The sequence below is a fragment of the Acidovorax sp. 106 genome (assembly GCF_003663825.1).
Taxonomy (GTDB): domain Bacteria; phylum Pseudomonadota; class Gammaproteobacteria; order Burkholderiales; family Burkholderiaceae_C; genus Acidovorax.
This window is the reverse complement of record NZ_RCCC01000001.1, coordinates 2,978,596-2,998,495: the sequence shown is the minus strand read 5'-3', so window position 1 is coordinate 2,998,495 and position 19,900 is coordinate 2,978,596. Positions and strand designations below refer to the sequence as shown.

The 19,900-nt window shown below is 66.0% G+C and carries 15 protein-coding genes; 14 read left to right on the top strand and 1 reads right to left on the bottom strand.

Annotated elements, in window-relative coordinates:
* Positions 1-73: 73 nt before the first annotated feature.
* Together kefC and C8C98_RS13320 are read left to right on the top strand one after the other, a co-directional pair.
* Positions 74-1,978, top strand: coding sequence for a glutathione-regulated potassium-efflux system protein KefC (gene kefC / locus C8C98_RS13325; RefSeq protein ID WP_121454672.1), 1,905 nt, complete (start codon positions 74-76; stop codon positions 1,976-1,978).
* 211 nt (positions 1,979-2,189) lie between these two features.
* Positions 2,190-3,629: a Fic family protein gene (locus C8C98_RS13320; protein ID WP_121454671.1), complete on the top strand. Its 1,440-nt coding sequence runs from the start codon at positions 2,190-2,192 to the stop codon at positions 3,627-3,629.
* 41 nt (positions 3,630-3,670) lie between these two features.
* Here C8C98_RS13320 and C8C98_RS13315 read toward each other — a convergent pair whose 3' ends face one another.
* Positions 3,671-4,393: a toll/interleukin-1 receptor domain-containing protein gene (locus C8C98_RS13315; RefSeq protein ID WP_121454670.1), complete on the bottom strand. Its 723-nt coding sequence runs from the start codon at positions 4,391-4,393 to the stop codon at positions 3,671-3,673.
* 261 nt (positions 4,394-4,654) lie between these two features.
* Between C8C98_RS13315 and C8C98_RS13310 the strand changes: the two genes are divergently transcribed.
* The 12 genes from C8C98_RS13310 (at position 4,655) to mdoH (ending at position 19,795) form a co-directional block, all read left to right on the top strand.
* A complete protein-coding gene (locus C8C98_RS13310) occupies positions 4,655-6,856 on the top strand; it encodes a TonB-dependent siderophore receptor (protein ID WP_121454669.1) in 2,202 nt (733 codons plus the stop codon).
* A gap of 177 nt (positions 6,857-7,033) precedes the next feature.
* On the top strand, positions 7,034-8,215 hold the full coding sequence (locus C8C98_RS13305; RefSeq protein WP_121454668.1) for a PepSY domain-containing protein: 1,182 nt from the start codon (positions 7,034-7,036) through the stop codon (positions 8,213-8,215).
* A 28-nt stretch (positions 8,216-8,243) separates the two neighbouring features.
* Positions 8,244-9,092, top strand: a complete 849-nt coding sequence (locus tag C8C98_RS21800; RefSeq protein WP_158600167.1) for a hypothetical protein — start codon at positions 8,244-8,246, stop codon at positions 9,090-9,092.
* The gene (locus C8C98_RS13295) at positions 9,089-9,442 is read left to right on the top strand and encodes a hypothetical protein (protein ID WP_121456251.1); all 354 of its coding nucleotides are present in this window, start codon (positions 9,089-9,091) and stop codon (positions 9,440-9,442) included. Before C8C98_RS21800 ends, C8C98_RS13295 begins: the two co-directional genes overlap by 4 nt.
* Before the next feature lie 155 nt (positions 9,443-9,597).
* Positions 9,598-10,239 (top strand): trimeric intracellular cation channel family protein, encoded by a 642-nt coding sequence (locus tag C8C98_RS13290; protein ID WP_121454667.1) that lies wholly within the window; start codon positions 9,598-9,600, stop codon positions 10,237-10,239.
* A gap of 111 nt (positions 10,240-10,350) precedes the next feature.
* Entirely contained in the window at positions 10,351-10,839 is a 489-nt protein-coding gene (locus C8C98_RS13285) for a hypothetical protein (protein WP_370450395.1), read from the top strand.
* A 119-nt stretch (positions 10,840-10,958) separates the two neighbouring features.
* On the top strand, positions 10,959-12,305 hold the full coding sequence (gene miaB / locus C8C98_RS13280; RefSeq protein ID WP_121454666.1) for a tRNA (N6-isopentenyl adenosine(37)-C2)-methylthiotransferase MiaB: 1,347 nt from the start codon (positions 10,959-10,961) through the stop codon (positions 12,303-12,305).
* A gap of 15 nt (positions 12,306-12,320) precedes the next feature.
* Positions 12,321-13,778: a sensor histidine kinase KdpD gene (locus tag C8C98_RS13275; RefSeq protein ID WP_121454665.1), complete on the top strand. Its 1,458-nt coding sequence runs from the start codon at positions 12,321-12,323 to the stop codon at positions 13,776-13,778.
* On the top strand, positions 13,768-14,481 hold the full coding sequence (locus tag C8C98_RS13270) for a hypothetical protein (protein ID WP_233574541.1): 714 nt from the start codon (positions 13,768-13,770) through the stop codon (positions 14,479-14,481). Before C8C98_RS13275 ends, C8C98_RS13270 begins: the two co-directional genes overlap by 11 nt.
* An 11-nt stretch (positions 14,482-14,492) precedes the next feature.
* Entirely contained in the window at positions 14,493-15,923 is a 1,431-nt protein-coding gene (locus C8C98_RS13265) for a sigma 54-interacting transcriptional regulator (RefSeq protein ID WP_121454664.1), read from the top strand.
* Positions 15,924-16,115: 192 nt separating this feature from the next.
* On the top strand, positions 16,116-17,702 hold the full coding sequence (locus C8C98_RS13260) for a glucan biosynthesis protein G (RefSeq protein ID WP_199726593.1): 1,587 nt from the start codon (positions 16,116-16,118) through the stop codon (positions 17,700-17,702).
* A gap of 110 nt (positions 17,703-17,812) precedes the next feature.
* On the top strand, positions 17,813-19,795 hold the full coding sequence (gene mdoH / locus C8C98_RS13255; protein ID WP_121456247.1) for a glucans biosynthesis glucosyltransferase MdoH: 1,983 nt from the start codon (positions 17,813-17,815) through the stop codon (positions 19,793-19,795).
* Positions 19,796-19,900 lie beyond the last annotated feature (105 nt).

The window sequence follows — 19,900 nt, the reverse complement described above, 5'->3', positions numbered from 1 at the left end:
CCACCGCAGGTGCCAAAATTCTGCAAACACCCGCCTCTTCCTCTCACCACACCAAAGCCCCACCGCCCGCCCCATGGAACACGCACCCACCTGGCTCACCTACGGCTTTCTGTACCTGAGCGCCGCCGTGCTCGCCGTGCCCCTGGCCAAGGCGCTGGGCCTGGGCTCCATCATTGGCTACCTGGCCGCGGGCATTGCCATCGGCCCCTGGGGGCTGGGGCTGGTGAGCAATGTGCAAGACATCCTGCACTTTGCCGAGTTTGGCGTGGTGCTCATGCTCTTTTTGGTGGGGCTGGAGCTGCAACCGAGCCGCCTGTGGGCGCTGCGCCGCCCCATTTTTGGCACCGGCACCGCCCAGGTGCTGGGCTGCGCGGCGGCGCTGTTTGCACTGGGCTGGCTGGCGGGGCTGCCCTGGCGCATCAGCCTGGTGGGCGCGCTGGGGCTGGCCCTGTCGTCCACCGCCATTGCGCTGCAGGTGCTGGCCGAGCGCAACCTCATGCGCACCAGCAGCGGGCAAGCGGGGTTTTCCATTCTGCTGTTCCAAGACGTGGCGGCCATCCCCATCCTGGCGATGCTGCCCATCCTGGGCGCAGCGGCAGGCGAAGGCGCAGGCCACACGCCCACTGATGTGGCGCTCGAAGCCCTCAAGATCGTCGGCGTGATCGGCGCCATCATCCTGGGCGGGCGTCTGCTTCTGCGCCCCCTCTTGCGCTGGATCGCGAAGAGCAAAACCCCCGAAATCTTCACCGCCGCCGCACTGCTGCTGGTGGTGGGCATCGCCTACCTGATGGTGCTGGTGGGCCTGTCGATGGCGCTGGGGGCCTTTCTGGCCGGTGTGCTGCTGGCCGACAGCGAATACCGCCGCGAACTGGAGGCCGACATCGAGCCGTTCAAGGGCCTGCTGCTCGGGCTGTTCTTCATCGCCGTGGGCATGAGCATCGACTTTGGCGTCATCCTGCGCTCACCCGGCCTCATGGCGGCCATCCTGGTCGGCTTCCTCGCGGCCAAAGCCATCGTCATCTACACGCTGGCCAAGCTGGTCAACATCCCCTACCAAGAGCGCCCCGTGTTCACCCTGCTGCTGGCCCAAGGCGGCGAGTTTGCGTTTGTGGTCTTCCAGGCCGCCGCAGGTGCCAAGGTGTTTCCGGCAGAAACCGCCTCGCTGCTCATCGGCGCCGTGGCGTTGTCGATGCTGATCAGCCCGCTGCTGCTGGTGCTGCTGGACCGCGTGCTGCTGCGCCGCTACGCCCGCCTCAAGATCAAACCCCAGGCCGAAGAAATCTCCGAGCCGCAAGAGGCGCCCATCATCATTGCGGGCTTCGGCCGCTACGGGCAGATCGTCTCGCGCGTGCTGTTGGCCGAGGGCATCCACACCACCGTGCTCGACCACAGCGTGGACATGCTGGAGGTGGCCCGCACCTTTGGCTACCGCGTGTTCTATGGCGACGCCACACGGCTCGATCTGCTGCGCATTGCGGGGGCTGAGCGCGCCCGCATCCTGGTCGTGGCGGTGGACGACCCCGAGCAGTCCCTCAAAATCGCCAAGCTGGCGCGCGAACACTTCCCGCACCTGCAGATCGTGGCCCGCGCGCGCGACATCAGCCACTGGAACAAGCTGCGCGACCTGGGCGTGACGCTGGTGCAGCGTGAGCTGTTCGAGGCCAGCCTCAAAAGCGCCCACACCGTGCTGGAGCTGATGGGCCTCTCGTCCGCCGAGGCCACCACCTTCACCGACCGCTTCCGCAAACACAACATCGCCCTGGCCGACCGCATGTACCCGCACCACAAAGACCAGGCCAAATACATCGCCGTGGCCCGCGAAGGCCGCGCCCAGTTGGCCGAGCAAATGGCCAAAGAGCGGCAGGAGAGCGCGGGGCTGGAGGCTGCGGGGAAGTATCCGGGGTATGGCGGGGGGGAAGGTGCCGAAGACGGGAATGGGGCTGCACAGACCAGGGATCTGGATAAAAACAGGCCGTAGCGGTTGTCCATCCTGCGCAAATAGCTATATTTTTCATAGCATCTATAAAAACCCCACCCCAAACGGATGGAACGAAAAACAAGGAGCTTGGCATTGAGCACCGCCACGCCATGACGCGCAAACCGCTTTCGCGACAGATTTTTGTCGCGTAAACTGCTTTCGCGACAAAACTCTGTCGCAATTTGCGCTTGCGACACGAGGAGCCCCTGCCATGCCCCGCCCTACCCTTGCCCAAGAACTGGACCAGCTCGCAGTGTTGATTCACAACACAGGCTCCGCCGGGATCAGCAGCGACGCCCTTCTGCAGCAGCTAGGCGGCACCCACGAGCGCCGCACCCTGCAGCGCCGCCTGGCGCGGCTGGTAGAGCAAGGACGCATCACGGTGCGCGGCGAGGGTCGGGCCACGCGCTACCACCCCAGCAATCCAAGCCATCCACAGCAACCGGCTGCCGAAGCTACGCTGCCCGCAGCATGGGCCACTGCCGCCCCCATCACCGCCGACTACGTCCCCACCTCTACAGAAGGCGCAGAAATCCGCGCCGCCATCTCCCAGCCCCGCCACCTGCGCAAACCGGTGGGCTACCAGCTGGATTTTTTGTCGCAGTACCACCCCAACGACACGGCCTACCTGCCGCCAGACCTGCGCGAGCAACTGCATGGGCTGGGCCGATCCCCCGCCGATCAAACGCCCGCAGGCACCTTCGCCAAAGACATCCTCAACCGCCTGCTCATTGACCTGTCCTGGGCCTCGTCCCACCTCGAAGGCAACACCTACAGCCGCCTCGACACTGAACGCCTGATCGAATTCGGCCAGGCCGCCGAAGGCAAAAACGCGCTGGAAACCCAGATGATCCTGAACCACAAGCAGGCCATCGAATACCTGGTGCTCAACCCCGAAAACGCCCGGGTAAACACCGAAACGCTGATCGCACTGCACGCCTTCTTGTCCGATGGCCTGATGGCCGACCCCGCCGCCGTGGGCCGCATCCGCCGCCGCGCCGTGGAGATTGGCGGCAGCGTCTACCTGCCCATCGCCCTACCCCAGCGGCTTGAAGAACTGTTCAGCATCGTCACCCAGATGGCCGCAGAAATAACCGACCCGTTCGAGCAAGCCTTCTTTTTGATGGTGCACCTGCCCTATCTGCAGCCGTTTGAGGACGTGAACAAACGGGTGTCGCGCCTGGCCGCCAACATCCCGTTCATTCGCCACAACCTGTGCCCGCTGTCGTTCATCGACGTGCCGCAGCAAGCGTATGTGGACGGCATGCTGGGCGTGTACGAACTCAACCGCGTGGACCTGCTGCGCGATGTGTTCGTGTGGGCGTACGAGCGGTCATGCCAACAGTACGTGGCAGTGAAGCAGAACCTGGTGCCGCCGGACATTTTTCGGCTGCAGCACCGGCAGGCGCTGGTCGAGGTGATTGGGGCCATCGTGCGGCAGGGGGAGGCGCCTACCGAGGAGGCGGTGAAGCGCAGGATGCCTGCGTCCGTAGCGATGGCCGACCACACGCATTTTGTGCAGCTAACGCTGACCGAGTTTGGCGCGCTGCATGCAGGGAACGCCGTGCGGTTTGGGATTCGGCCGTTGGAGTTTGGGGAGTGGGAGGGGCGGAATCGACGGGAGGTGCAAATCCAGCCGCTTGCCGATTGAAACCACCCTTTCGATGGAAAGCTTTCATATCGATGCTTGAGCTATCTACTGGAAAGTGTTTGTTCTGCGAGTACGCGAATACCGTCAGCGATGTTGGACATCGCCGCATCAAGATCGGGCCAAGTCCGGGCTGGCTGCGCATCGCGCGGTAAGGCCTGGAGCTTTGCAAAAGGTGTGTGCTGCCAAAGACAGCCTCGAAGAATAATGGGTATGACTTTGCACTTGCCCTCTGAATGACGTTCAAGCGCACGATCCAGCTCAATGTCGTAGCAGTATTTTGAATTGATGAAATCGATGCTTACCAAAAGCAAAACGAGATCAGCTTCTTCCAAATTTCGGCTTATCTCATCACCCCAAAGGTCGCCCGGGACAAGTTTCCGATCATTCCAACTTGTGATGAGCTTCATCCGCTCCAGCGGCTTGAGGTGCTTAAGAAGCTCGTCCTTAAGTGATGTGTCTACATGGGAATAGGAGAGAAACACTTTCAACGCTTGCCCGTTAGTAGCAACCGGGCTGACGGAACCACCAGGGCCCCCTCGGCTTGAAATGATTAGACCTTCTGATAAAAGCTGATCTTTGATTCTGCTGTAGCGATCTGGGTCCCAATTGAGTTCTTCCCGCAAGGCACGGTTGTTCACAAGAGTTGGTGGGTCACCCGACAACGCCTTCAACTTGTCAAGAAAGATGTCTGAATACGTGCGGCGACTTCGCCTCGCAGGTGTGCGTTTTTTGGCAGCTTTCACTGCTACTTTTTTGGTTGTCATTTGATCTCCCTTGTTGCCGTAATGTATCCCGCAGAATTTGGGAAATCTTTCGAGGTCGCTAGGCCCCGCAGGAACCAAACTGAACTCATCCTGGAAACATGAAGACTCGCCCTACTCAGATTCGGATTGCATCATTCCACAGAAAAAACTAACAAGAACTATTCGCATTAAAATACTTCTACACAGCCAGCCAGCGTCCCGAAAAGTCACGCGAGCCAGCGCCCTCAGCGTTCGTCCGCCTCTCTTTCCACCGGGACTCCCATGTCTTCTCAGCCCTCACGTGCGGTGTCGCCGCGTTCTTCGCTCGCCCGTCTTCGTTCGTCCTCACGTCCGTCGGCCCGCCGGGCCACCCTCTTCGCCCTGACACCACTGGCACTGTGCCTCGCCCAAGCCGCCATGGCGCAGCAGGCCGATGCACCGGCCGCCGACTCCGCTGCGGCAACCCCTACCGCCACGGCCCCACAACTCCAAGAAGTCCGCATCAACGCCAGCACCGAAAAAGACATGGGCTTTGCGCCCGTAGAGGCGCAAACGGCCAGCAAAGCGCCGATGCGGCGGCTGGAAACGCCGCAGTCGGTCAGCGTGGTCACGCGCGAGCAGATGGAGTCGCGCCAGGTCACCAATGTGCAGCAGGCGCTGCAAACCGTGGCGGGGGTGAGCCCCGTCAACTTTGGGCGCCGGGGGTTTGATGACCTGAACATCCGGGGCTTTCGCTCCACCGAATCCATCCTGGTCGATGGCCTGGTGCAAAGCCCGGGCATGTGGGCCAAGTTGCAGCCGTATGGGTACGAGCGCTTTGAAGTTCTCAAAGGTTCGGCCTCCGTGCTGTATGGGCAGGTGCAGCCCGGCGGCATCGTCAATGCGGTGAGCAAGCGGCCCAAGAAGGAGGCACTGAGCGAAGTGGGCATGGAGGTGGGCAGCTTTGGCCAGCGCACGCTGCAGGCCGACATCAACCGGCCGCTGTCTGAATCGGGCAAGACGGCGCTGCGCATCAATGCGCAAGTCTCGAATGCCGACGACCCCACGCAGTTCGTCTACCGCAAGGACCGGTGGTTTGCGCCGTCGCTCTCCGTCGACCTGGGCGCGCAGACCGACCTCGTGCTGTTTGCCACCTACAGCCAAAGCCAGTGGATGCGCCAGCAGGGCATCTCGCCCTACGGCACGGTGCTGCCCAACCGCAATGGCACCCTGTCACGCACCCTGTTCACGGGCGACCCGAGCTTTGGCGGGTACGACGTGGAGAGCAAAACCGTGGGCTATGCGCTGGAGCACAGGCTGTCGGACGCCATGACCTTTCGCCAAAACGTGCGCTACGAAAGCGAGAAAGGCACGGGCAACTTTGTCTCGAACCTGGCGCTGCAGGCCAACCAGCGGCTGCAAAACCGCCAGGCAACGCGCCAGTACCTGGACTACGACCTGCTGGCTACCGACACCTCGCTGCTGTCGCGCTTTGACGCGCTGGGCGTAAAGCACCAGCTGGTGACGGGGCTGGACGTGCGATCCGGCCACTCCTACCAAGCGCAGCGCCGCTGCACCATTGGTGCGCTCGACCTGTTCAACCCAGTCTACGACGTGGCCGCTACCTGCCCCACCAACTTCACCAGCGATGCCCCCGAAAAGCTCAACGTGATGGGCCTGTACGCGCAAGACCAGATCAAGTTCGGCCAGGGCTGGACGGCCCTGGTGGGCCTGCGCCGCGATTGGTCTACCAACGATATCGACGACAGGCTTGCGAAAAAGCAAACGCGCCAGAAGGACAGCGCCACCACGCTGTCGGCTGGGCTGGTGTACGAGTTCAAGCCTGGCTGGTCTGCCTATGGCAGCTATGGCGAATCGTTCCTGCCGGTATCGGGCCTGACGTTTGGCGGCACGCCCTTTGTGCCAGAGACAGGCAAGCAATGGGAAGCGGGCGTGAAGTACGAGGCACCCGGTGGCCAGCTCACCGGCGCGCTCGCCGTGTTTGACCTGGTGCGCAACAACGTGACCACGGCCGACCCAATGAACACCGGCTTCAGCGTGGCCACGGGCCAGCAGCGCTCGCGCGGCCTGGAGGCCGAACTGGGCGCCGACCTGAAGAACGGCTGGAAGCTGACCAGCGCCTACACCTACACGCAGACCAAGGTCACACGCGACACCAACGCCGCCCTTGTGGGCAGCCCGCTGAACCTCACGCCGCGCCACACGCTCACCGGCTGGGCCACCTACAAACTACCGCAGTACCCACGCGTGACGCTGGGCATGGGCGGGCGGTATGTGAGCGAGCAGATCGGCTCGTACCCGTTCACGCTGCCGTCGTACTTTGTGGCCGATGTGTCCGTCAGCTACGTGGGCGAGAACTACCGCATCACGGCGGGCGTGAAGAACCTGTTCGACAAGGCGTACTACGACGGCGCGATCAATGCCAACGTGGTCTCGCCGTCGCTGCCGCGCAACTTCAGCGTGGGCCTAACGTACTTCTTCTGACCGCCGTTTTGCCAGGCACTGAGCCCTTGCCCCGTTCGCCCTGAGCCTGTCGAAGGGCCTCGTGCAAGGCGCTCAGGCTTGGACAGCCCAGACCGAACGGTAGGGGCGCACCACTGCCCCGCCAACAACCGCACATAGCGGCCTGAAGCCGCCCATAGCAGCCATAGCAAGCCACCCATGACCAGCCAGCGCACCCTGAACCGCCTTTTTGTCCTGCACTCGTGGGCAGGCATCGTCACGGGGCTGCTGATGTTCATCGTGTGCTTCTCGGGCTCGGTGGTGGTGTTCAAGAACGAGATTGATCTGTGGGCGAACCCGTCGCTGGCCCAGCTGCCGCGTGCTGAAACGCCCGCCCCGTTGGACACCGTGCTGGCGCAGCTGCAGGCCCGCTACCCCGGCGCCATGGTGGAGACCATTGCGCTGCCCGATGCCATCAACCCCCACTACTTCGCCTTTGTGCGCGAGCCTGGGGCACCGGCCGCCACCCGCACCAAGGTCGCGCTGCGCGCTGACACCGGCGCGGTGGTGGGCCCGGTGGACAGCCAGCTCGGCCAGTACCTGCGCATGCTGCATGTGTTCCTGTTCTTCGGGCCGCGGTGGATCGTGGGCTTTCTGGGGGCGGCCATGCTGGTGCTGATTGGCACGGGCATCGTCATCCACCGCAAGATTTTGGCCGAGCTGTTCACGCAACGCTGGGGCCGCAGCCTGCGCGTGGTGATGTCGGACCTGCACAAATGCGTGGGCATCTGGGGTCTGGGCTTTCACATCCTGATTGCGGGCACGGGCGCCTGGATGGGGCTGGCGCCGCTGTTTGAGCAGAGCTTCAAGTACCTGACCACCCCCGCCCCAGCATCCACCCCGCAGGCAGCGGCCGACAGCGCAGCGGCACCCTCTCGCAAAGCGGCTGCGGCCGCCCCGGCACCCATGGTGTCGCTGGATGCGCTGTACGCCGCCGCGCAGCAAGCAGCCCCGGGCTTGCAAGCGCGCTACGCATCGCTGCAGCGCTGGGGCACGGCCAGCGCCAGCGTGGCCTTCACGGGCAGCCTGCAAGGGCATTTGCTAAGCACTGCCAGGGTCGAGGCCAACGCGGCCACCGGCGCACTGACCCGCGTGCACGACCCGCGCACCCAGGGGTTCTGGTCGCAATTCAATGGCTTGATGGAGCCGCTGCACTTTGGCGACTTTGGCGGGCTTACGCTGAAGTGGCTGTACTTTGTGCTGGGCATGACGCCCGCGTTTTTGTCCCTCTCTGGCACCCTGATCTGGCTGGACTCGCGCCAGCAGCGCCGCCGCACGGCGGCGCCCGCGCACGTGGCGCGGCCCGCTGTGCGTGCCACGGCTGACGCCACGGCGCCCTGACACATCGACATCGCCCCCACTCGGCCCCATGAACCGCCCCACCCGCTTTTACCTGGCACTGCACGCCACCCTGGCCGTCGCACTGGCCGGGGCCATGGCGCTGCATCTGGCCCCCATCCCACCGCACTGGCCTGCCCTGGCGCAGCGCCCCACCTGGACGGTGTGGGTTTTGATAGGCCTGTGGCTGGCACTGTCTGCCGCCGGGGTGGCGCTGCGGCCGCTGCCGCTGTGGCGCGTGGCCCTGGGGGCAGCAGGGGCCGCGTTGCTGGCGCTGGGGCTGAGCGGGCTGGCGCTGGGCACCGCGCTGGCGGGCAGCCTGCTGGCGGGCCTGGGCGCCTGTGCGCTGGCATGCGCTGCGCTGGCGGCGGTGATGGCCCCAGCGCGCATTCATGCACCTCGGGCCGCAACCCGAGCGGCGGGCGCTGCGGGCGCTTTCGTCAACGCAGCGCAAGCCGACTCCACCCCCATTCGCGCCCCGTGGTGGCAGCGCATGGCTGCCTGGCCCCACTGGCCCTTTGTGGTGGTGGCGGCCTTGGCGCTGGAGTCGTTCCGGCTGGGGCACATCGTGGCTGCGGGGGCGGCCCGCCCCTCTGGCATGGCGGGCTTGCTCGTTGCCTTTTTTCTGGCACTGCCAGCAGCCACGCTGCGGCACTGGTGGCCTCGCTGGGCCGCCGCGCTGTGGCTGCTGGCCGGGGCGGCCTATGTGGGCCTTGCGCACAAATCTGGGCTGCCGCAGGTTGCGGTAGCCGCCGCGCTGTGCCTGTGGCAGCCCATGTGGGCAATGGGAAAGACCGTCGCTGCGCGGACCAGCCTGGGCACGGCACGGCACCGGGGGCAGACGCCCAACCCACGGCCAGGCACAGAAAGCACCGCATGACCCTGGCCGACTTTGCGCACCTGAGCACCGTGCTGGCATCGCTGCTAGGCCTGTCGGCATGGGCGCGCGGCACATCGACCCGGGCATGGGGTGAGCCCGCCGCCTGGGGCCGCCCCCGCGCCGTGGTGCTGGCCACGCTGGCGCTGCAAGGAGGCACCGCTGTGACCATGGGCCAATGGGTAGACGCGCTGGCCCTGGTAGCCGCCGCCTGGATGGTGCTGGGCGGCGCCCTGGTGCTGGCCATGAACCAATGGCCCGCGCCCGCCCGCCTGTGGGCCCCACGGCTGGGCTGGCTGGGTGCAGGCGGTTGCGCCCTGGCCCTGGGCGCTGTGCTGCTGCCCTTGGGCTGACCGCCCAATCCGGAACGAAACACGGCACAAATAAGGCAAAAATAGGCCTGCAGCGCATACATATCAAGCTCTGGCAGCTATCAATTAAATAGCAAAAACCACGCAAAACCCGCACTTTGGGCACAAGCACAGGGCGGGGCACGACAATCGCGCCCATGAAATGGACCGATGCCCCCTGGATTGAACTGCTGCGCTTGGCGCTGGAAGTGGCCGCCACCGTGGCCTTTGCCCTGTCGGGCGTGATGATGGCGGCGCGCAAGCGCTTTGACGCCGTGGGCGTGTGCGTGGTGGCGTTTGTGTCGGCCTTTGGCGGGGGCACCCTGCGTGATTTGCTGCTGGACCAGCGCCCCTTCTTTTGGGTGCGCCACACCGAGTTTGTCTGGGGCATTCTGGCGCTGAGCGTGGCGGCCATGCTGTTCATGCGCCAGCGCCACTTTGAGCCCACCGAGCGCGCCATGCTGCTGCCCGACGCCATCGGCCTGGGCCTGTTTGCCGCTGTGGGGGTGGACATGGCCGCCGCCGTGGGCATGCCAGCGCTGATAGCCGTGCTGATGGGCGTGACCACCGGCGTGTTTGGCGGCGTGCTGCGCGATGTGCTGTGCAACGAGGTGCCCCAAGCCTTCAGCGACCACCGCCCCTACGCCCTGTGCGCCTTTGCGGGCGGCTGGGCCGACATCGCGCTGCGCCAGGCCGATGGCGCCGTGGTGAGCCCGCTGCTGGCCTGTGTGCTGGTGACGGCCGGGCTGCGGGGCCTGGCCTTGTGGCGCAATTGGCAGTTGCCCGCGTGGCGGGTGTAGAGCAGCGCACAAAGCCCCTGCGTGCCGCGAAACAACGCCCCCGCCAGGGCCAACGCCGTAAAATCGCCACCCCAGCCCCTGGATGAACACCACGAATTGCTGACACGCCCCATGACCACATCCCCCTGCACCCTGCCCCACCCTGCCACCACCAACCTTCCCAAGGCAGGCACCCCGCGCCTGTGGCGTCCCTTGCTTGCCGCAGCCGCCCTCATCGGCCTGCTGGGCGCCTTGGCGCTTGAGCCCGTGCAGGCCCAGGTGGTCAACCCGCTGGGCAACGTGCGCAACTTCCCTGAAGCCGCCCTGCGCGGCACACTCACCATCGTGAGCGTGCAAGAGGCCAAGCTCAACAGCAAAGACATCCGCATGGCCCCTGGCATGCGCCTGTTCAGCCCCCAAAACTCGCTGGTGCAGCGCCACACCGTGATCGGCAAGACCTACAAGGTGAACTACGTGATCGAAGCCAGCAGCGGCATGCTGCACTCGGCCTGGATCCTGAGTGAGGCCGAAGCCTCCAAGCCCCTCAAGGGCAGCGACACGACCACCACCAACATCAATACGACCGGTGGCAACGTGACCACGGGCAACGTCCTGAAATAACGCCCCCTGGCGCTGCCACGGCGGCAGCGCCTTTGGCTCTTGGTGCCGCCTTCCAGAGCCCCACCCCATCCCACCGCGCCCCAGGGCGGCGGTGTTTGCTTGCTATTTGCGAAATTGCCATGGCCAAAAAAGTCTTTATCAAAACCTTCGGCTGCCAGATGAACGAGTACGACTCGGACAAGATGGCCGACGTGCTCAACGCTGCACAGGGCTACGAGCCCACGCAGAACGTGGACGAAGCCGACCTCATCCTCTTCAACACCTGCTCGGTGCGCGAAAAGGCGCAAGAGAAGGTCTTCAGCGACCTGGGCCGCATCAAGCACCTGAAGGCACGCGGCGTGAAGATTGGCGTGGGCGGCTGCGTGGCCAGCCAAGAAGGCGCCGAGATCATCAAGCGCGCCCCCTATGTGGACGTGGTGTTTGGCCCGCAAACCCTGCACCGCCTGCCCGAGATGCTGAACCAGCGCGAACAGCTGAACAAGCCGCAGGTGGACATCAGCTTCCCCGAGATTGAAAAGTTCGACCACCTGCCGCCCGCGCGCGTCGAAGGTGCCTCGGCCTTTGTGTCGATCATGGAAGGCTGCAGCAAATACTGCAGCTACTGCGTGGTGCCCTACACCCGGGGCGAAGAAGTCAGCCGCCCGTTTGACGACGTGCTGGTGGAAGTGGCGGGCCTGGCCGACCAGGGCGTCAAAGAAATCACCCTACTGGGCCAGAACGTGAACGCCTACCTGGGCAAGATGGGGGGCACGGCCGAGATTGCCGATTTTGCGCTGCTGCTCGAATACGTGTCGGACATTCCGGGCATTGAGCGCATTCGCTACACCACCAGCCACCCCAACGAGTTCACGCCCCGGCTGATCGAGGCCTACACCAAGCTGCCCAAGCTGGCCAGCCACTTGCACCTGCCCGTGCAGCACGGCAGCGACCGCATTTTGATGGCCATGAAGCGCGGCTACACCGCCATGGAATACAAGAGCACCATCCGCAAGCTGCGCGCTATTCGCCCCGACCTGGCCATGAGCAGCGACTTCATCGTGGGCTTTCCGGGCGAGACGGAAGACGACTTCAACAAAATGATGAAGTTGATTGACGACATCCACTTCGACAACAGCTTCAGCTTCATCTTCAGCCCCCGCCCTGGCACGCCTGCTGCGGGCCTGCACGACGACACGCCGCACGACGTGAAGCTGCGCCGCTTGCAACACCTGCAGGGCGTTATCAACGCCAACATCAAGTCCATCAGCGAAAGCCGTGTGGGCACGGTGCAGCGCATTTTGGTGGAAGGCGCCTCCAAGCGCGACGCTACCGAGCTGATGGGCCGCACCGAGTGCAACCGCGTGGTCAACTTTGTGGGCCAGCCCCGCCTGGTGGGCCAGATGGTAGATGTGACCATCACCGAAGCCAAGGCCTACACCCTGCGCGGCGAGGTGCTGGTGCGCGAGGGCGCCGCCCTCACCGCCTGACCCCCACCCCAGCGCATGGCCCCACACCCCACGAGCCCCCCGCAGGCTCGCCCGCACGGCCCATCGTTTCAGCAACTGCTGCTGCTCGCCTTCTTGCTGATTGCGGGGCTGCTGGGCGCCAGCGCCCTGCGGGCGGTGTTCACGCTCGAAACGCTGATGGGCCAAAGCCAGGCCAGCGCCGCCCAGGCGGCCGCACTGAACGTGGCGGCCCAGGCGCTGAACCAGCGCGGCCAGGCCATGGAACGCTCGGCCCGGCAATCGCTGGTGCTGAACGACCCCCTGCTGCGCCAAAGCTTTGACGACCTGGCCGCCGATGCCCAGGGCATCGTGCGCCAACTGAGCGACGCGGGCCTGCCACCCGCCCAAGCCCAGCAGTGGCAGGCCCGCATGCAAGCCGTGCACGATTTGCTGCGCGCACCGCCCTGGCAGTCGCTGGAGAGCGAACGCAGCGTGGCCGAAGAGTTTGTAGCGCTCGACACCCTGCACGCGGCCATCACGCAATCGGTGCAAGAACTCAATGCCCGCCAGGCCAGCGAACTGCAAGCGCGGGTAGACGCCAGCCGCCGCACCGTGATGCACCAACTGGTGGGCGCGATTGTGCTGGCGCTGGTGCTGGCACTGTGGCTGGGCATTGGGCTGGCACGCCCCTTCAAGCGGCTCGAGCGCGCCATTCGCCGCCTGGGCGAGAACCAGCTGGAACAACCCGTGGCCATCACCGGCCCCGCCGACGTGCGCCGCGTGGGCCAACAGCTGGAGTGGCTGCGCCTGCGGCTGCTGGAGCTGGACGCCGACAAGGCGCGCTTTTTGCGCCATGTCTCGCACGAGCTCAAAACCCCGCTGGCTGCGCTGCGCGAAGGCGTGGCCCTGCTGCAGGACGGCGTGACCGGCGAATTGAGCGAGGGCCAGAAAGAAGTGACGCAAATCCTGCACCAGAACACCCTGGTGCTGCAAAGCGAGATCGAGGCACTGCTGCGCTTTAACGCCGCCGCCTTTGAGGCCGGCCAGTTGCGGCGGCGCGAGACCGATCTGATCGCACTGCTGGAAGACCTGGTGGAGGCACAGCGCCTGCAATGGCAGGCCCGCAGCCTGCGGGTGGAGGTGAGCGGCGAGCGCACCGTGCTGCTGCTGGATGCAGAAAAAATCACCTCGGCCATGGGCAACCTGTTGTCTAACGCCATCCGCTTCTCGCCCGAGCAAGGCACGGTGCGCCTGGCCGTGTCGCGTGTGCCCGGGCAGGTGCAGGTGGATGTGACCGACGACGGCCCCGGCGTGGCCCCAGCCGACCGGCCCCATGTGTTTGAACCCTTTTACCGGGGTGAGCGCCAGCCTGATAACGCGGTGCGCGGCACCGGCATCGGGCTGTCCATCGTGCAGGAATACATCCACGCCCACGGCGGGCGGGTGCAGGTGCTGCCGATGCCCGGCGATACCTCCCGCTCTTTTTTCCGAATCGAATTGCCCGATGTTTCCTGAACCGCACGCCCTGCCGACTCACCGCCCAGCACATTGGGCTGCCCGCTGGGGCCTTGCAGCCTCATGCCTGTGCGTGGTCTGGCTGGCAGGCTGCGCCACGGCGCCCACCCCGCCCGATGTGGCACCGGCGATCGCAGCCCCAGCGGCACAAGAGACACCAGAGCCCGCCCCAGCTGCGCCCGAGCCACTGGCCGCTGAAAGCGACGAGCCCACCACGCCAACCAAAGACCTGCTGCGCGACACCCTGGCCTATGCAGACCGCACCCTGGGCGCCAGCACCACCGATCTGGCGCGCGAGATGGCACGCCTGTCGGACCTGGACGAGAGCAAGCCCTCGCGCGCGCTGCGCCTGGCACTGGTGCTGGCCCAAACCCGCCAGCCCGTGGACACCGCCCGCGCACTGGGCCTGGTGCAGCGCACCCTGACCAACCCCGCCGCACAAGACCTGCACCCGCTGGCCCGCCTGCTGGAGGCGCGCCTGACGCAGCAGCGCCGCATGGAGGACCAGTTGGAGCGCCAAGCCCAGCAACTGCGCGAAGCCCAGCGCCGCAACGACCAGCTGAGCGAGCGCCTGGAAGCAGTGCGCGCCATTGAACGCAGCCTGACCACACGCCCAGCGCCTGCCGCCCCCACCACGCCATCCCCCGGCGCTGCAGCCAGCAGTGCGGGCAGCAACAACGGCAATGGCAACGCCAAACCCTGAAGCACCACGCCATGCCCACCTCCACCCGGCCACCGGCGCCACACAGTGCCACGCATCGCACACCGCACCGCATCCTGGTGGTGGACGACGATGCCGACATGCTGCGCCTGCTGTCGCTGCGCCTCAAAGCCGCCGGACACGAAGTGGTGGCCGTGGGCTCGGCCGAGGCCGCGCTGGCGCAGCTGGACGTGGCCCGGCCCCAACTGGTGCTCAGCGATGTGCGCCTGCCTGGCAAGGATGGCTTGGCGCTGTTTGACGAGGTGCACGCGCGCCACCCTTCGCTGCCGGTGATTCTGCTCACGGCCCACGGCACCATCCCCGATGCGGTCGAGGCCACATCGCGTGGCGTCTTCACCTACCTGACCAAGCCCTACGACGGCAAAGAGCTGCTGGAAAAAGTCGCCCAGGCCCTGGCCCTGAGCGCCCCCGCCGTGCACCAGGCCCACGCCAACGAGGCCTGGCGCGCCGACATCGTGAGCCGCTCGGCCCGCATGACCGACCTGCTGGCCGAGGCCTACCTGGTGGCCCAATCGGACGCCAGCGTGCTGCTGCTGGGCGACAGCGGCGCGGGCAAAGAACTGCTGGCCCAAGCCATTCACCGCGCCAGCCCCCGCGCGGCCAAGCCCTTTGTGGCGGTGAACTGCGGGGCCATCCCCGAGGCGCTGCTCGAATCCGAGCTGTTCGGCCACGTCAAAGGCGCCTTTACCGACGCGGTGAGCAACCACAAGGGCCTGTTCCAGGCGGCCGAGGGCGGCACGCTGCTGCTCGACGAAATCGGCGACATGCCGCCCGCCCTGCAGGTCAAGCTGCTGCGCGTGCTGCAAGAGCGTGCGGTGCGGCCCGTGGGTTCGAGCCAGTCCATCCAGATCAATGTGCGCATCGTCTCGGCCACGCACCGCAACCTGGAGGCCGCCATGGCGGCAGGCCAGTTCCGCGAAGACCTGTACTACCGGCTGAATGTGGTCACGCTGCTGCTGCCCACGCTGGGCGAGCGGCGCGAAGACATTGCGCTGCTGGCCAACCACTTTCTGGACAAGCTGGCCCGCAAGTACGACAAGCGCCTGTCGGGCTTTGCGCCCGAAGCGCTGAAGGCCCTCACCACCGCCGCCTGGCCCGGTAACGTGCGCCAGCTCTACAACGTGGTCGAGCAGGTGTGCGCCCTGTCCACCACACCGCTGGTGCCGCTGTCGATGGTGCAGCGGGCCCTGCGCATTCCATCGGCCCAGGTGCTGAGCTTTGCCGAGGCCCGCCAGCGCTTTGAGCGCGAGTACCTGGTGGGGCTGTTGAAGATGACCGATGGCAACGTGGCCGATGCCGCGCGCCTGGCGCAGCGCAACCGCACCGAGTTTTACCGGCTGCTGCAAAAGCACGCGCTGACGCCAGGTCAATTCAAGGCCGACGGGGTGGTGGGCGACGATGTCGCTGAAGAGCGACACGAGTAATGCGTTGATTCGCTTGGATTTTTCTCCAACACGCATCACCCCTGTCGCCAGATGGCGACAAAAAGACAGCCATTTCTTCCGCTGGGCCCCCATTGGCCCGCCCTGCACAATTGCTTACGTGCAGACCCGTTCCTAAGCCTCTGATTTAAAAGCACTTTTTCAAGCTGGCACAGGGTTTGCCCTAGTGTTGGCATGCAAGCCGCTTTTTATCCATCCTTGCGCCACTCGCCCCGGGCGGCACAGCCCGTGCTGGCGCTGTGCGCAGTACTGCTGGCCACGGCCGCGTCGGCCCAGGCCATTGACCTGGACGCCATCACCCAGCTGGCCAAGCAGCGCGCCACCCAACCCTACAGCGCCATGAACGTACGCCTGCCTCCCGAGCTGGAGGCCATGGACTACGACCAGGTGCGCGACATCCGCTGGCGGCCTGAGCGCGCCCTGTGGCGCACCCGTACCGAGCCGTCACAGTTGCCGTTTGAGGCCATGTTCTTCCACCTGGGCCTGTACCAGCGCGAGCCGGTGCTCATCAACGAGGTGTCGCCACAAGGCACACGCCACATCCCTTACCGGGCCGCAGACTTTGACTACGGCAAGAACGCCGTCAAGCCCCAGACCTGGGGCGACCTGGGGTTTGCGGGCTTTCGCCTGCACTACCACTTGAACTCGCCCGACTACAAGGACGAGCTGGCCGTCTTCCAGGGCGCCAGCTACTTCCGTGCGCTGGGTGCGGGCCAGCAATATGGGCTGTCGGCCCGGGGCCTAGCCATCGACACCGTGGGCGGCCAGGGCGAGGAATTTCCGCGCTTTACCGAGTTCTGGCTGGTGCGGCCACAGCCCGGTGACACCCAGGCCACGGTGTATGCACTGCTGGATTCGCCCCGCGCCACCGGGGCTTATCGCTTTGACATCCGCCCCGGCGCGCAAACCACCACCACGGTGACGGCCCGCATCTTTGTGCGCGGCGGCGCAGGCCCCATCAAAACCCTGGGCATTGCCCCGCTGACCAGCATGTTCCTGTTTGGCGAGAACCAGCCGCGCAAGGACGACTTCCGCCCCGAAGTGCACGACTCCGACGGCCTGATGGTGGCCACCGGCGAGGGCGAATGGCTCTGGCGCCCGCTGCAAAACCCCCAGCAGCCCCTGGTCACCTCGTTTGCCACCACCAACCCCCAAGGCTTTGGCCTGATGCAGCGCGACCGGCAGTGGAGCAGCTACGAAGACGTGGAAGCCCGCTACGAGCGCCGCCCCAGCGCCTGGGTGCGGCCCCTGCACAACTGGGGCCCCGGCCGCGTGGAGTTGGTGCAATTGCCCACGCCCGACGAGACCCACGACAACGTCGTTGCCTACTGGGTGCCCCAGCAACTGCCGCCCCCCGGCACCCCGCTGGAGGTGTGCTACGAGCTGGCTTGGCAAGGCGACCAGGGCGCCGGACAGCAACGCCCCCCCAGCGCCTGGGCTACCCAGTCACGCAAGGGCGTGGGCTACACCCAGCAAAGCCCTGAGGCCCTGCGCAAGCAGGTGCAGTACGTGATCGACTTTGCAGGCCCCGCACTGCAAGACCTGGCGGCCGACGCACCCGTGAAAGCGGTGGTGACCAGCGATGCCAATGCCCGCGTGCTCGAAAGCGGCGTGTACCGCAACCCGGCCACCGGCCAATGGCGCATGACGCTGCGCATCGAGCGCCTGCAGGGCACCCAGCCCATTGAGCTACGCGCCTTTCTTCAACACCTCCAACACGCTGTGAGCGAAACATGGACCCACATCATTCTTCCCGAGTAGGCCAGAGCGCAACACGTTGGCAGGCACGCCACGCCACGGCCGCCCTGCCCAGCGCTGCCACCGAAGGCCTGGCGCGCAAAGGCGCGTCTTACCCCCGCAACGCACAGCCCATGGCCATCAAACCCGTACCCACCCAACGCAGCCCGCTGCGCGCCGCGCGCCACCCCAACAGCATGACGGCCCCGCCCGTGCACCGGGGCTCCATGCCCGCCGTGCCCTGGCAAGGCTTCTGGAAAAGCATCGGCCGTGCGCTGACAGGCCGCACCGCCGCAGCCCACACAGCGCAACCCAAGCAGGCGCCCCAACCCTGGCAAGCCGCGGCACAGCGCCGCCGCTGGACCTTTGCACTGCTGGTGCTGGCCAGCACCACCCTGGCCAGCCTGCTGTTTGCCCAGGTGCAGCCGCACTACGACAACGCCTGGCTGGGCTATGGGCAGATTGCGTTGTTTGCACTGCTGTCGGCCTGGGTGGTGTCGGGCTTTGTCACCGGCATGATGGGCTTTTGGGTCATGCTGCGGGGCGATCGGCATGCGCTGTCGGCGCAGAGCGTGGCGGACCACGTGCTAGCGCCCGAGGCCCGCACCGCCATCATCATGCCCATCTGCAATGAAGACGTGGCCACGGTGTTTGCCGGGCTGCGCGCCACCTGCGAATCGGTGGCGGCCACAGGCCATGGCGCCACGTTCGACGTGTTCGTGCTGTCTGACAGCTACGACAGCGACATCGCCCGTGCCGAGCGCGCGGCCTGGGAAGACCTGCGCAGCGCGCTGGCCGCCCACGGCCAGCCACCCCAGGTGCAGGTGTACTACCGCCTGCGCAAGCGTCGCACCCACCGCAAGGCGGGCAACGTGGCCGACTTCTGCCGCCGCTGGGGCAAGGACTACCGCTACATGGTGGTGCTGGACGCCGACAGCGTGATGAGCGGCGAGTGCATCGTCTCCATGGCCAAGCTGATGGAAGCCCACCCGCAGGCCGGCATCATCCAGACGGCCACGCAGGCCATTGGCCATGTCACGCTGCATGCGCGTGCACAGCAGTTTGCCTCGCGCGTCACAGGGCGGCTGTTCACGCTGGGCATGCAGTTCTGGCAGCTGGGCGAATCGCATTACTGGGGGCACAACGCCATCATCCGCGTCGCGCCCTTCATGCAGCACTGCGCGCTGGCGCCCATTGCGGGCAAGGGCGGGTTGTCGGGCGGCATCATGAGCCACGACTTTGTGGAAGCCGCCCTGATGCGCCGCGCGGGCTACCACGTGTGGCTGGTGGCCGACCTGGTGGGCAGCTACGAGCAGCAACCGCCCGACCTGCTGGCCGAGCTGCAGCGCGACCGCCGCTGGTGCCAGGGCAACCTGCAAAACGCGCGCCTGATGGCCGAGCCAGGGCTGCACATGGTGCACCGCTCGATGTTTGTGACCGGCGCGATGGCCTACCTATCGGCCCCGCTGTGGCTGGCCTTCATGACGCTGGGCACGGCCCTGTGGGTGTCTGGCGCGCCCGTGCTGGCCGACTGGCACATCCTGCCCGCCGAGTTGCTGGCGCTGTGGGCCTGGACGTTGAGCATGCTGTTCCTGCCCCGCGTGCTAGGCGTGCTGGCGGTGTTCATGCGCAACGAGCAGGCGCAGTACGGCGGTGCGCTGAGCCTGCTCAAAAGCGCTGTGCTCGAGAGCACGCTGGCCATCCTGCAAGCGCCGGTGCGCATGCTGGCGCACTCGCTGTTCGTGCTGGTGGCCCTCACCGGCATCGCGCTGGAATGGAAGTCGCCCCCGCGTGAGGCCCAAGCCGTGCCCTGGCGCCACGCCATGGCCCAGCTCGCGCCCATGACCGCCGTGATCGCCCTGTTGGCTGCGGGCATTGGTGCCATCGACAGCGGCGCACTGCTGTGGCTGGCCCCCGTGGGTGTGCCGCTGGCCCTGGCCATCCCCATGGCCGTGGTCACCAGCCAGATCGCCCTGGGCAGGACGATGCGCGCCCAACGCTTTTTATTGATCCCCGAAGAAGCCTGGTCGCCCCCGGTGCTGCGCCGGGCCTGGCGGCACGCGCAACGCTTGGCACAGCCGAGGCTGCCCCTGGCGCCCGCAGCATCCATGGCCTGACCAGGGCCGTGAAGCGGGGGCAAGAGCCCCCACCTCCTTCCCGTTGTGGTTTTTGTGACAAATGCCACACATCCTTGAAGCCGGCGCATGCGCCGGCTTTTTTGT

Excerpts from the sequence above, each read along its gene's own strand:
- kefC (WP_121454672.1), top strand. The coding sequence starts at position 74 with ATGGAACACGCACCCACCTGGCTCACCTACGGCTTTCTGTACCTGAGC.
- C8C98_RS13320 (WP_121454671.1), top strand. The coding sequence starts at position 2,190 with ATGCCCCGCCCTACCCTTGCCCAAGAACTGGACCAGCTCGCAGTGTTG.
- C8C98_RS13315 (WP_121454670.1), bottom strand. The coding sequence starts at position 4,393 with ATGACAACCAAAAAAGTAGCAGTGAAAGCTGCCAAAAAACGCACACCT.
- C8C98_RS13310 (WP_121454669.1), top strand. The coding sequence starts at position 4,655 with ATGTCTTCTCAGCCCTCACGTGCGGTGTCGCCGCGTTCTTCGCTCGCC.
- C8C98_RS13305 (WP_121454668.1), top strand. The coding sequence starts at position 7,034 with ATGACCAGCCAGCGCACCCTGAACCGCCTTTTTGTCCTGCACTCGTGG.
- C8C98_RS21800 (WP_158600167.1), top strand. The coding sequence starts at position 8,244 with ATGAACCGCCCCACCCGCTTTTACCTGGCACTGCACGCCACCCTGGCC.
- C8C98_RS13295 (WP_121456251.1), top strand. The coding sequence starts at position 9,089 with ATGACCCTGGCCGACTTTGCGCACCTGAGCACCGTGCTGGCATCGCTG.
- C8C98_RS13290 (WP_121454667.1), top strand. The coding sequence starts at position 9,598 with ATGAAATGGACCGATGCCCCCTGGATTGAACTGCTGCGCTTGGCGCTG.
- C8C98_RS13285 (WP_370450395.1), top strand. The coding sequence starts at position 10,351 with ATGACCACATCCCCCTGCACCCTGCCCCACCCTGCCACCACCAACCTT.
- miaB (WP_121454666.1), top strand. The coding sequence starts at position 10,959 with ATGGCCAAAAAAGTCTTTATCAAAACCTTCGGCTGCCAGATGAACGAG.
- C8C98_RS13275 (WP_121454665.1), top strand. The coding sequence starts at position 12,321 with ATGGCCCCACACCCCACGAGCCCCCCGCAGGCTCGCCCGCACGGCCCA.
- C8C98_RS13270 (WP_233574541.1), top strand. The coding sequence starts at position 13,768 with ATGTTTCCTGAACCGCACGCCCTGCCGACTCACCGCCCAGCACATTGG.
- C8C98_RS13265 (WP_121454664.1), top strand. The coding sequence starts at position 14,493 with ATGCCCACCTCCACCCGGCCACCGGCGCCACACAGTGCCACGCATCGC.
- C8C98_RS13260 (WP_199726593.1), top strand. The coding sequence starts at position 16,116 with ATGCAAGCCGCTTTTTATCCATCCTTGCGCCACTCGCCCCGGGCGGCA.
- mdoH (WP_121456247.1), top strand. The coding sequence starts at position 17,813 with ATGGCCATCAAACCCGTACCCACCCAACGCAGCCCGCTGCGCGCCGCG.